At 65.5% G+C, this 12,018-nt stretch carries 10 protein-coding genes; 7 read left to right on the top strand and 3 right to left on the bottom strand.

Annotation, left to right across the window (positions count from 1 at the left end; translation table 11 throughout):
* Positions 1-47 precede the first annotated feature (47 nt).
* Entirely contained in the window at positions 48-563 is a 516-nt protein-coding gene (locus tag IDT60_RS05720) for a metallopeptidase family protein (protein WP_191081219.1), read from the bottom strand.
* A 121-nt stretch (positions 564-684) separates the two neighbouring features.
* Between IDT60_RS05720 and IDT60_RS05725 the strand changes: the two genes are divergently transcribed.
* The 5 genes from IDT60_RS05725 (at position 685) to IDT60_RS05745 (ending at position 5,696) form a co-directional block, all read left to right on the top strand.
* A complete protein-coding gene (locus IDT60_RS05725; protein ID WP_191081220.1) occupies positions 685-1,074 on the top strand; it encodes a DUF3499 domain-containing protein in 390 nt (129 codons plus the stop codon).
* A gap of 136 nt (positions 1,075-1,210) precedes the next feature.
* On the top strand, positions 1,211-1,465 hold the full coding sequence (locus tag IDT60_RS05730; RefSeq protein ID WP_164201448.1) for a Trm112 family protein: 255 nt from the start codon (positions 1,211-1,213) through the stop codon (positions 1,463-1,465).
* 134 nt (positions 1,466-1,599) lie between these two features.
* The gene (ahcY, locus tag IDT60_RS05735; RefSeq protein ID WP_191081221.1) at positions 1,600-3,078 is read left to right on the top strand and encodes an adenosylhomocysteinase; all 1,479 of its coding nucleotides are present in this window, start codon (positions 1,600-1,602) and stop codon (positions 3,076-3,078) included.
* A gap of 63 nt (positions 3,079-3,141) precedes the next feature.
* Positions 3,142-4,380 (top strand): Ig-like domain-containing protein, encoded by a 1,239-nt coding sequence (locus IDT60_RS05740; protein ID WP_191081222.1) that lies wholly within the window; start codon positions 3,142-3,144, stop codon positions 4,378-4,380.
* Between the two features lie 80 nt (positions 4,381-4,460).
* A complete protein-coding gene (locus tag IDT60_RS05745) occupies positions 4,461-5,696 on the top strand; it encodes a TIGR01906 family membrane protein (protein ID WP_191081223.1) in 1,236 nt (411 codons plus the stop codon).
* On the opposite strand, the gene IDT60_RS05750 is transcribed toward IDT60_RS05745, so the two are convergent.
* Positions 5,693-7,525 carry a long-chain fatty acid--CoA ligase gene (locus IDT60_RS05750; protein ID WP_191081224.1) on the bottom strand — a complete coding sequence of 611 codons (1,833 nt, stop codon included), beginning with the start codon at positions 7,523-7,525 and terminating at the stop codon, positions 5,693-5,695. The two genes, IDT60_RS05745 and IDT60_RS05750, sit on opposite strands and share 4 nt — an antisense overlap.
* Before the next feature lie 59 nt (positions 7,526-7,584).
* Positions 7,585-9,267, bottom strand: a complete 1,683-nt coding sequence (locus IDT60_RS05755; protein WP_191081225.1) for a dolichyl-phosphate-mannose--protein mannosyltransferase — start codon at positions 9,265-9,267, stop codon at positions 7,585-7,587.
* Positions 9,268-9,313: 46 nt separating this feature from the next.
* Between IDT60_RS05755 and rsmI the strand changes: the two genes are divergently transcribed.
* Positions 9,314-10,273 (top strand): 16S rRNA (cytidine(1402)-2'-O)-methyltransferase, encoded by a 960-nt coding sequence (gene rsmI / locus IDT60_RS05760; protein WP_370590724.1) that lies wholly within the window; start codon positions 9,314-9,316, stop codon positions 10,271-10,273.
* Between the two features lie 238 nt (positions 10,274-10,511).
* Positions 10,512-12,011, top strand: a complete 1,500-nt coding sequence (locus IDT60_RS05765) for an NAD-dependent succinate-semialdehyde dehydrogenase (protein ID WP_191081226.1) — start codon at positions 10,512-10,514, stop codon at positions 12,009-12,011.
* Positions 12,012-12,018: the final 7 nt, after the last annotated feature.

The raw sequence follows: 12,018 nt of genomic DNA on the forward strand, positions 1-12,018 counted from the left end.
GCGGCGGGTCCGGCCAGGTGCAAATAGCCGGGCCTCAGTTGCCGGGTTCAGTACCTGCGGCGGTAGACCGGATCGAGCGTTTCCGGTGCCACACCGAGCATTTCGGCGGTGTGTTCCACAACAACATCGTGAACGAGGTCCTGCAGCTCCTCCCGGCTACCGCAGCCCTGCTCCACCACCCGGCGGTACAGCGTGATGACCGGGCCTTCCTCCTCCGTGGCGGGAGTGTAGGAGCCCATGGGAGGTGGTGCGGAATTGGCCACCAACTGCTCGAGCTCCGGCGGTATCTCGTCGACGGCGAAGCGTACGCCGTCCAGCGTCTTGCCCCAGATGTCGTGCAGCCGCTGCGCCGAGTCAAGCACCATGTCATCAAAGCGGTCGGATCGTGTCCGGTACCCGGGGTGTGTGGGCAGCACCAGCTCACCCCGGAGGCCGCGGCCGTGGCGGTTCCTGCGGCGCGTCGCGAAGCTTCGGCCCGGTGAAGCCGGTCCCGTTTCGCCGATGCGGGCGTCCGGGTCAGCCAAACGGACCGTAAAAGCGGAATCATGGTTCGATGACTGCATACATTGACTGTAAACCCGGCCGCAGATTTACGCGACACCACCCGGTGAAACGCATCAGGACGCGGCGGCAGCGGCCGCAAATACCCGGAAAAGTCCGTGCGACGGAGTAGTCTGTGATGTCGTGGGAGCTATCCGTGAGTGTTCAAGATCAGCCTGCCGTCAGTCAGCGGTAGCTACTTTGACGTACGTCTATGCCGACTCCACCGCAGTCCTGGGTCCGCTTGCCACCTACGCTGAGCCGCATTGTTACGATTTGTGCGAGCAGCATGCCGGCTCGCTGACGGTTCCACGTGGCTGGGAAGTACTTCGCCTGGCCATGCCCGCCAACCCGCAACAGCCTGGCCCCGACGACCTCCTGGCACTTGCCAACGCGGTCCGGGAAGCGGCGGCGTTGCCCCCTAAGCTGCAGACAACGCAGGCCCAGCGGGCTTCCCATTCGGCGCTGGAGGCGCCTGCCCCGGCGGAAGGCACCCGCCGCGGTCACCTCCGTGTCCTGCGCGAACCTTCCTGACCGGGGCCGTTGCTGACTGCCGTACGCCCGGCCGCCTGCGTCCCCGAACCGTCGGGATACTCATCTGGCGGTAGGCTGGAACCTGCTAATCAGTCAGCCACCGGCGCGAATACGCGCCCTTCCGGGAGCATCAACCATGGCAAAGCTCGACCCTGACCTGTTGTCCGTCCTGCGCTGTCCCGTGACCGGCTCGCCGCTGGTCCAGGAAGGCGACGAGCTTGTATCGACGGCGGCAGGAGATTCCGGCGTGAAGCTCCGCTACCCGATCCAGGACGGGATCCCGCTGCTGCTGCCCCCGGAACTTCTGCAGGCCGCCAACGCAGCCGGCTCCGACCAGCACGATTCGGTGGCTCCGCCTGCCGACGGCACGCGCCCGGCCGGTGCAGCCTAGGCAATTCCGCCAGGCCCCTGCCGTTAGCGGCCGGACCTCACCGGGAGCTTGCCAGCGCAGTTGCCATTCACCACATAACTTCTACGCAGACGCTTTAGCGTCGTTGCCGACATCGGACAGAGCAAAGGAATCCCATGACATTTGACTACAAGGTTGCCGACATTTCGCTGGCCGAAGCCGGCCGCCACCAGATCCGCCTTGCCGAACACGAGATGCCCGGGTTGATGTCCCTCCGCAAGGAGTTTGGCGCCAGCCAGCCGCTGAAGGGTGCGCGGATCGCCGGTTCCCTCCACATGACGGTGCAGACCGCCGTCCTGATCGAGACCCTCACCGCGCTCGGCGCCGAGGTCCGCTGGGCCTCCTGCAACATCTTCTCCACCCAGGACGAAGCCGCCGCCGCCGTGGTGGTGGGCAACGGTACAGTTGAGGACCCGCAGGGCGTGCCGGTGTTTGCCTGGAAGGGCGAAACCCTCGAAGAGTACTGGTGGACGGCCCAGCAGATCCTCACCTGGCCCGGCGCGGATGCTGCTCCGGAGCTGGGCCCGAACCTGATCCTGGATGACGGCGGCGACGCCACCATGCTGGTTCACAAGGGTGTTGACTTCGAGGCAGCCGGTTCTGTGCCGGCAGCAGCCGAGGACGAATCCGAAGAAGGCAGGATCTTCCTGGACGTTCTTCGTGCGTCCCTGCAGGAGGACCCGCAGCGGTGGACCCGCATCGGTTCCCACCTGCGCGGCGTCACCGAGGAAACCACCACCGGTGTGCACCGCCTCTACCAGCTGGCTGAGCAGGGCAAACTGCTGTTCCCGGCCATCAACGTCAACGACTCGGTCACCAAGAGCAAATTCGACAATAAGTACGGTATCCGCCATTCCCTGCCGGACGGCATAAACCGGGCCACAGACGTCCTGATGGGCGGCAAGGTGGCGGTTGTCTGCGGTTACGGCGACGTCGGGAAGGGTGCTGCAGAAGCCTTCCGCGGCCAGGGCTCCCGTGTGATTGTCACCGAAATCGACCCCATTTGCGCACTGCAGGCAGCGATGGACGGCTACCAGGTTGCCAGGCTGGAGTCCGTGCTGGGTGAAGGCCACATCTTCATCACCACCACCGGGAACAAGGACGTCATCATGGCCGAGCACATGGCCGGCATGCGTGACAAGGCCATCGTGGGCAACATCGGCCACTTCGACAACGAAATCGACATGGCCGGCCTGGCCCGCATCCCCGGAGTCAAGAAGGTGGAAATCAAACCCCAGGTGCACGAGTGGGTGTTTGACCAGGGCACGGACGCCGAGAAGTCCATCATCGTCCTGTCCGAGGGGCGCCTGTTGAACCTGGGCAACGCCACCGGCCACCCTTCCTTCGTCATGAGCAACTCCTTCGCGAACCAGACCATCGCGCAGATCGAACTGTGGACCAAGCGGGACCAGCCCGAAGGCGACCGCGAATACAACAACCAGGTCTATGTCCTGCCCAAGATCCTCGACGAAAAGGTGGCCAGGCTGCACCTGGGCGCACTGGATGTCGAGCTGACGGAATTGTCCAAGGAACAGGCCGAGTACCTGGACCTCGACGTCGCAGGCCCGTACAAGCCCGAGCATTATCGTTACTGAGGTGTGACTCCCCGGGCGCGGACCGCGCCCGGGGTTGTTACCTTCAACCATTAAGATCGGACTATGGAGCCTGAAGTAAAGCCACGCCGTATGTCGACCGCCAAGAAGATTCTCGTTGTGGCAGCCGTCTGCGCCTTTGCTGCTGCAGGCGGTGTTTTTGCGGCGGTTGCGCCCGGCTTCGCGCGCGGGGCGCTGGAGTCGGAAGCAGCATCCGCCGTCCGCTCGGCTCCGGGCCTGGCCTCGCCGGTGGTGGCTCCCGTGAAAGTGGACATCACCCCCGCGGACGCCGCCAAACAGGTGAACCCTGCAACCCCGGTTTCAGTCACAGTGGGTAATGGCAGGATTGAGAGCGTCACCCTCACCAGCACCTCCGGTGAGGCGGTCGAGGGCGCGTTCGCGGCTGATGGCAGCAGCTGGACTGCCACGGCCCCGCTGAAGTTCAACACAGAGTACAGCTACACCTATGTGGTCACGGACAGCGCGGGACGCGAAACAACGGCCACGCAGTCGTTCAATACCGTGTCCAGCACGCATGAAGCCGATGCCGCCATCTATCCTCTGGACGGTATGAAGGTAGGTGTGGGGCAGCCCCTGCAGGTTGTCTTCAGTGAGCCCGTGCTCAACCGGGAGGCGGTGGAGAAGGCCATCACCATTACCTCCAGTGCCGGCCAGGCGGGGGCCTTCCACTGGTTCAGCGACACCATGGTCCGCTACCGTCCCGAAGCCTTCTGGGCTGCCAACTCCACCGTCACCATGGACATGAAGCTCTTCGGCGTGGACCTCGGCAACGGCCAGATCGCCAACTTCAACAAGAAGGCGAACATCCGTTTCGGCGACAAGAAGGTGGCCATCGCCGATGCCGCCGCGCACACGTTTACCCTCAGCGTCAATGACCAGGTAGTCAAAACCCTCCCGGTCAGCATGGGGGACAAACGCTTCCCGTCGGCCCGGGGCTACGCGGTGCTGATGGAAAAGAACCGCTACGACCACTTCCGGGCCGCCAGCATCGGGCTCAAGCCCGGCGACCCCGCCTACTACGGCAACGTGGACGTGGAGTACGCCATCCGCCTGACACTCAGCGGCGCCTACATCCACCAGGCACTCGAGTCCGCCTACCCGTTCATCGGAAACACGAACGTCTCCCACGGCTGTATTGGCTTCGCTCCCGACGGCGCCGCCTGGGTCTTTGACAACATGACCACCGGCGACGTCGTTCAAATCATCAACACAGAGGGCGACTACGCGGCCGTCGACGACGGCTACGGGGACTGGAACATCCCTTGGGCCGAGTATGACAACTAGGCCGGTAGGCTCAAGACCAGACACATCGCGCTGCCCGGACCAGAGCCGGCAACGCGGACCTCAACGGAAGTGACGCTGCTGTGAACGACAATTCGCCGACCCCTGCCAAACGCTCGGAGCCGCAGCCGGATCCGGTCCTCGACACCTCATCCGACTCGGACGAACCCGCTTTTTCCTGGATGACGGGTCAACCCGAAAGTCGCGCGGACCGGAAGGCCGCGGAGGCCGCCGCCGAACCTTCCGGGGCGGAGACTTCCGCTGCGGAGCCTGCCAACGCTGAGGCATCCAGCCCTGCATCTTCCAGCCCCGACAGCGCCAGCCACGAACGTTCCACCGCTCAACGTTCTACCGCCGAACCCACCGCCGTGGAACGCGCCGTTGCCGGGCGCCGCGGAGGAGCCGAACGGTCTGGATCCGATTCTGCTGAAACCCAGCGCGCCGCCGTCGGGTCTTCAGGGGCCAGGACCGGGAAGGAAGCTCCCCTCACCGGCGCAGCCCGGCACGAGGCAGCTCCCTTCCATGAACCGCTCCCGACGTCCGCGCTTCAGGTCCGCCCGCCGCAGGACGAAGTGGAGCGCCGCAATGCCGAGCGCGAGAGTGCCGCCAACGCCAAACCTGTTGCGCCGCGTATCTGGCAAGTCCTCCTGGCGCTTTTCTACCCCGTCATTCTCCTGGTGCTCGCCGTGCGCGCCGTGACTAGCCCGCTGTTCCTCTGGGTCGAATACAACAGGCCTGGTTTTCCCGGTGACGGGTACGGCTTCAGCACCGAGGACCGTATGACGTACGGCTCCTACACCGTGGACTACCTCAGCAACTGGGCGGGCCCGCGGTATCTCGGTGACCTCGTCAACCGAAGCGGTGACAGCCTGTTCAAGGACGGCGAAGTCAGCCACATGGCGGACGTGAAGCTCGTTATCCTTTCCGCCTTCGGGGCGGGGGCGCTCCTGATAGTGCTCAGTATCGTGGCCATCGCCTACCTGCGCCGCAAGAGCACGGGTGGCGTGCGCCGGGGCCTGTTCGCCGGATCCATCATTTCCCTGGCCATCATCCTGGCTCTCGCGGCTCTGGCTGTGCTGGGCTGGCAGCAGTTCTTCACCGAATTCCACCGCCTCTTCTTTGCAAGCGGTTCGTGGACCTTCGCCTTGGAAGACACCCTGATCCGGCTCTTCCCCGGTCAGTTCTGGATTGATGCCGGGATCGTGATCGCCGGGCTGGTGCTTCTGGCCTCACTGGTGACCCTGATCCTCACCTGGCCCACACGCCGCCGCCGCGGGCTCGCCAAGGTTGAGAAGGATGCCCCCGGCGTTCCCGCCTAGCTGCCGTACAGCCCGGCGATCTCCGCTTCAAAATCATTGACGACGGCGGCCCTCTTGAGTTTGAGGGAGGGCGTCAGGTGGCCTGATTCTTCCGTCAGTGCTGCGGCCAGGACAGTGAATTTCCGGACGGCCTCAGCATGGGAAACCAGCGTATTCGCCTGGTCCACGGCCGTTTGAATGGACTGCCGAACGCGGGGATCCCGGGCGGCTTCGGGCAGGGACAGGAGCGGCATCTTGTTTTCCTGGCACCAGTTTTCGAGTCCGGCAGGATCCAGGCTGATGAGGGCGGCAACAAACGGCTTCCCGTCGCCCACCACGACCGCATGGTCAACCAGTTGGTGGGCTCGGATTTTCTCCTCAAGCGGACCCGGCGCCACGTTCTTCCCCCCGGCGGTGACGATCAGGTCCTTCTTGCGGCCGGTGATGGTCAGGAAGCCTTCCGGGTCCAGTTCGCCTAGATCCCCGGTGCGGAAAAACCCGTCCACGAAGGCTTCCGCGTTGGCGGCGTCGTTGGCGTGGTATCCCTTGAACACGCCGATGCCTTTCACCAGCACCTCGCCGTCCTCCGCCACCCGGATGGTGGTTCCCGGCAGGGGGATGCCCACGCTTCCCACCCGGGTGCGGGTTAGAGTGTTGGCTGTGCAGGGTGCGGTGGTCTCGGTGAGGCCGTAACCCTCAAGGACCGGTATGCCGGCACCACGGAAGAAGTGCGCGTCGTCGGGTGCCAGTGGGCTGGCCCCGCAAACCATATGCTGCACCCGGCCGCCGAAAAGCTGGCGGATTCTGGAGTACACCAGCCGGTCAAAGAGGGCATGCCTCAGCCGCGACGTGATGCCCGGCCCGTTTCCTTGGCCGCGGGCGGCGCTGTCCTGTTCGGTGGAATAGCGGATGGCGACAGCGGTTGCCGCAGCGAAAATCCTGGATTTACCGGCCACGGCAGCTTTGTGCGCGGCGCCTGCCCGGACCTTCTCGAAAATCCGGGGCACCGCGAGGAGGAAGGTCGGTCTGAACGTGCCCAGAGCCTCCAGCAACGCCGCGGAACTGTTGACATGGCCGAGCGTGGCGCCGGCATGGAGGCACGAAACCTGGACTGCACGGGCAAGCACATGGGCCAGTGGCAGGAACATCAAGGTGCGGGCATGGGGTTGCTTCAGGATCTCCGGCAGGAAAGCCACCACGTTGACGGCCACGAGAGCAAAATTGCCATGGGTGATTTCGCACCCCTTGGGGCGGCCGGTGGTACCCGAGGTGTAGACGAGGGACGCGACGTCGTCCAGTCCGGCGGCCGAGCGGTGGCGTTCCAGTTCGGCGTCCGTCACGCCCGTGCCGGCGGCGGAGAGGCTGGCGAGGTCCGGGGCATCGCCGTCGTAATCCATCCTGACTACGCTGACCAGCCGGTCCCGCAGGAGCGTCGAGCCTTCCACTACACGGGCAATCATGGCCACCTTCTCGCGGTCCTCGGCGAACACATGCCGGGCACCGGCGTCGTGCAGGATCCACTCCACCTGACTGGGCGGCGACGTCTCATAGATCGGCACTGTCACGCCGCCGGCGAACCAGACGGCGAAGTCCACCAGCGTCCACTCATAGCGCGTAGCGGACATCACTGCCACGCTGTCTCCCGGCTCAAGGCCGCCGGCAATGAGCCCCTTGGCCAGGGCGCAGACATCCTGGAGGAATTTGTGCGCCGGAACGTCGGTCCAGCCGTTGGGACCCTTGCGGGCGTAGAGCGGGTGGGCGGTGTTGGCGGCTTCCTGCTGGAGCAGGAGATCGGTGACATTGCTGTCCGGCTCCAGCTCCACCAGGAGTTCAGTGCTTGCTTCTCGCACGGGGGTGTCTCCGTTCCGCTGCCTTCCCGCGGCGTTCAAAGGTCTGATGCAATCCTGCCTTAGATCCAGGACGGCATCCACATCCTGATGCGCCATTCCTGGTACGGGATGGTCTCCGCAGTCCATAACGGGTAGAAAAATGCGGACAGCAGGACCGCCGCAGCTACAAAAAGCGCAACGAGGTAAAGGCCCGACCGCCGGCGCCAGAGCGGCTCGGTTTCCCGGCCCAGGACCAGGCCAAGGCAATAGACCAGGGCGAGGATCAGGAAGGGCTCAAAAGAGACGGCGTAAAAGAAGAACATGGTGCGCTCCGGGTACAGGAACCACGGCAGGTACCCGGCCCCCACACCGGCCAGGATCGCCCCGGCGCGCCAGTCACGGCGTCCGGCCCACCAAAAGAGCAGGACCACCAGGGAGATTGCCGCACTCCACCAGATCACGGGGTTTCCCACGGAGAGGATGGCCGAGGCGCAGCGGGCTGCCTCGCACTCCAGGGTTTCCGGTCCCGGCTGCTGGTAGTAGAACGACGTCGGCCGGCCCATCACCAGCCAGCTCCAGGCACTGGCCTCATACGGGTGTTCCGAGCCCAGGCCCTGATGGAACTTGTAGGCCTCGAGATGGTAGTGCGCCAGCGAGCGGAGCGAGTCAGGCACCCAGCCCCACGTAGAGGAGGGGTTGTCCTGCGCCCAGCGGCGGAAGTAGGCGTCCCCGGAACGGAACCAGCCGGTCCATGTGGCGGTGTAAACCAGGGCAGCGACGGGAACCATACTGGCAAAGGCCGGCAGGCCGTCCTTGATGATTCCGCCGCTGATCCAGCCCCGGATGCCCGCCACCCGGCGCGCGTGCAGGTCCCAGAGGACCGTCAGGAGGCCGAAGACGGCAAGGAAGAACAGGCCGGACCACTTTGTCCCCACGGCCAGCCCCATGCATACGCCGGCGGTGACGCGCCACCAGCGGATCCCCAGCCACGGTCCCGCGAGCAGCTGGCGCCCGGACGGACGTCCCGCCGTCGACGCCGCCGCCAGCCGTGCGAGCCGCGCCGCGAGGCGCCGCCGCCCGTCGTCGCGGTCCAGGAGCAGGGCGCCAAAGGCGGCCAGGAGCCAGAACATCAAAAAGATGTCCAGCAGCGAGGTCCGTGACATCACCAGATGATGGCCGTCGACGGCGAGCAGCAGGCCTGCTGCGGCCGCCAGGGGCAGGGACCGGAACAGCTTGAGGGCGATCAGCGTCAGGAGCAGAATGGACAGGGTGCCCGTCAGGGCCGCGCCGAACCGCCAGCCGAAGGGATTATCCGAGCCGAATAGCCACATGCCCCCCGCGATCATCCATTTGCCCACCGGGGGATGAACCACGTATTCCGGGCTGTCCAGGAGGATGGCCGGGTTGCCTGCATTGAAGGAATCGTTGGCCTTGTCCGGCCACTGGCGCTCATAGCCGCTGACCAGGTAGGAATAGGCGTCTTTGACGTAGTAGGTTTCGTCGAAAACCAGGCTGGGAGGGCTGTCCAGACGGACGAAACGCAGGATGCCGCCGATCACGGAGGTCACAACAGGAACCAGCCAGAACCAGAACTGCAGCGACGGCGGGTAGTGGCGCCAGCTGCGGACGTTGCCGATGAGCCGCTCGCGCAGGGCTGCCGCGGAGAACGCCTCCGCCGGGCGGGCAATCCAGGGGCGGCCGGTCGGGGGAACATGTTCTCTGGCCTCGGCAGGCCGCATCCAGGTCTGCGTCACGTGCCCCATGCTACCTTTTGACGCTTACGCCACCTGCCGGCAGTAGGCTGGTGGGGTGGACCCTAACCCCAGCACCTTTGCCGATTCCAGCCCTGCCGAACCTTCGATTGTGGCTGAGGCGGGGCCGGAGACCGGTGATGACGTCGCAGCAGGAACGGCCGCATCAGGTGCGGTGGCAGCAGGGCCCGGCCGGATCGTCCTGGCGGCCACGCCCATCGGAAACACCGGAGACGCGTCGGCCCGCCTCATCGAACTGCTCGGCACGGCGGACATCGTCGCTGCCGAGGACACCAGGCGCCTGCACCGCCTGGTCCAAAGTCTCGGCGTCACTGTGGCAGGCAGGGTTATCAGCTACCACGAGCACAATGAAGCCACGAAGACAGCGGAGCTGCTGGAGCAGGTCCGTGCGGGCAAAACCCTTGTTATGGTCACCGACGCAGGCATGCCCGCCGTGTCGGACCCGGGCTTCCGGCTGGTGGAGGGTGCTGTAACAGCCGGACTCACAGTGACTGCGGTGCCGGGGCCCTCGGCCGTGTTGACCGCTTTGGCCCTCTCCGGCCTCCCTACGGACCGCTTCTGCTTTGAGGGTTTCCTTCCCCGGAAGGCGGGTGAACGCGCGTCCCGGCTGGCGGACCTCTCCGCCGAGCGGCGCACTATGGTGTTTTTTGAAGCCCCGCACCGCCTGGAGTCCATGCTGCGGGCGCTCCGCGAGCGTTTCGGCGCGGAGCGGCGGATCGCTGTCTGCCGTGAACTGACCAAGACCTACGAGGAAGTCATTCGCGGAACGGTGGGGGAGCTGCTGCTCTGGGCGGAAAACAACGAGGTCCGCGGCGAGATAGCGGTTGTGGTGGGCGGTGCTCCCGAGAAGGCTCCGGGCGCCCCGGAAGACCACGTTGCCGCCGTGAACGAACTGATGGCCCAGGGGATCCGGCTCAAGGAAGCGGTGGCTGCCGTTGCGGAGGACGTCCGGGTGAGTAAGCGCGAGCTGTATTCGGCGGTGCTCGCAGCGCGCTGATGGCAGCGCTGATGTTTGCGCGGCGCGGGGTTGAACAGGGAGTGACCAGGCTTCGCCGCAGGGCATGATGGCAGGTCAGCCCACGCCTGTGCAACTGCACAACCTGGCTTCGGACGCGTGGTGCATCCGGGCGTAGACCGTCGGTTCGGCCCGGCAGTACTGTGAAGGAAATCAGCCAGGGCACGGCCGCTACAGCCCCGTGGTCCTGGGAACGTACTTTACTGACGAGGGAGTCATTGTGACTGTCACTGCCCACACAACTGTTACTGCGGAACGTGAGAGCGGGCTGCTGGCTTCGGTCCCCAGAGGCTTGCTGATCAATGGCGAATGGCGGCCGGCCGCGTCGGGAAAGACGTTCGACGTCGAGGATCCCGCCACCGGAAAGGTGCTGGTGAGCATTGCCGACGCCGGCCCGGAGGATGCCATTGCTGCCCTGGATGCTGCCGCGGCGGCCCAGGAGTCCTGGGCCAAGGTCCCGCCGCGGGAGCGCGGTGAGATCCTGCGCCGGGCCTTTGACCTGGTGACGGAGCGGGCCGAGGATTTTGCCCTGCTCATGACGCTGGAGATGGGGAAGCCGCTCGCCGAGGCCCGGGGCGAGGTCACCTACGGGTCGGAGTTCCTGCGCTGGTTCTCCGAGGAGGCCGTGCGCGCGTTTGGCCGGTATTCCGTATCTCCTGACGGGAAGTCCCGGCTGCTGGTGACGAAGAAGCCGGTGGGCCCGTGCCTGTTGATCACACCCTGGAACTTCCCGCTGGCCATGGCCACCCGCAAGATCGCTCCGGCTGTCGCCGCGGGCTGCACCATGGTGCTGAAGTCTGCGAACCTGACGCCGCTGACCTCGCAGCTCTTCGCTGCGGTCATGATGGAAGCAGGGCTGCCCGCCGGTGTCCTGAACGTCATTCCCACGTCCACGGCCGGTGCCACCACGGGCCCGCTGATCAAGGACCAGCGCCTGCGCAAGCTGTCCTTCACCGGATCCACCGAGGTTGGCCGCCGCCTCCTCGCCGATGCCTCCGAAACCGTGCTGCGGACCTCGATGGAACTCGGCGGCAACGCCCCGTTCGTGGTGTTCGAGGACGCCGACCTGGACGCCGCCGTCGCCGGGGCCATGCTGGCCAAGCTGCGGAACATGGGCGAGGCCTGCACCGCAGCCAACCGGTTCATCGTGCATGAATCGGTGGCGGATGAGTTCGCAGAGAAGTTCGCTGCGAAGATGCGGGAGATGACCACCGCCCGGGGCACTGAGCCCGAATCCAAGGTGGGCCCGCTGATCGATGCAAAGAGCCGGGACAAGGTCCACGAACTCGTCACCGACGCCGTGGCGTCGGGCGCGAAGGCCGTCCTGGGTGGTGCGGCAGCAGAGGGCCCCGGCTACTTCTACCAGCCCACCATTCTCACCGGCGTCACCGAAGGCACCCGGATCCTGTCCGAGGAAATCTTCGGCCCCGTCGCGCCGATCATCACCTTCGGCACCGAGGACGAAGCCGTACGCCTTGCCAACAACACCGAATACGGGCTTGTGGCCTACGTCTTCACCAGGGACCTGAACCGCGGCATCCGGATGGGCGAACGACTGGAGACCGGCATGGTGGGCCTGAATGCCGGCGTCATTTCCAATGCCGCCGCACCTTTCGGCGGCGTCAAGCAGTCCGGACTGGGGCGCGAGGGCGGACTTGAAGGGATCGAGGAGTACCTCTACACCCAGTACATCGGCATCGCGGACCCCTACGCAGGCTGACCGGACC

This window comes from Pseudarthrobacter sp. BIM B-2242, assembly GCF_014764445.1.
Lineage (GTDB): Bacteria > Actinomycetota > Actinomycetes > Actinomycetales > Micrococcaceae > Arthrobacter > Arthrobacter luteus_A.

Excerpts from the sequence above, each read along its gene's own strand:
- IDT60_RS05720 (WP_191081219.1), bottom strand. The coding sequence starts at position 563 with ATGCAGTCATCGAACCATGATTCCGCTTTTACGGTCCGTTTGGCTGAC.
- ahcY (WP_191081221.1), top strand. The coding sequence starts at position 1,600 with ATGACATTTGACTACAAGGTTGCCGACATTTCGCTGGCCGAAGCCGGC.
- IDT60_RS05730 (WP_164201448.1), top strand. The coding sequence starts at position 1,211 with ATGGCAAAGCTCGACCCTGACCTGTTGTCCGTCCTGCGCTGTCCCGTG.
- IDT60_RS05755 (WP_191081225.1), bottom strand. The coding sequence starts at position 9,267 with ATGGGGCACGTGACGCAGACCTGGATGCGGCCTGCCGAGGCCAGAGAA.
- IDT60_RS05740 (WP_191081222.1), top strand. The coding sequence starts at position 3,142 with ATGGAGCCTGAAGTAAAGCCACGCCGTATGTCGACCGCCAAGAAGATT.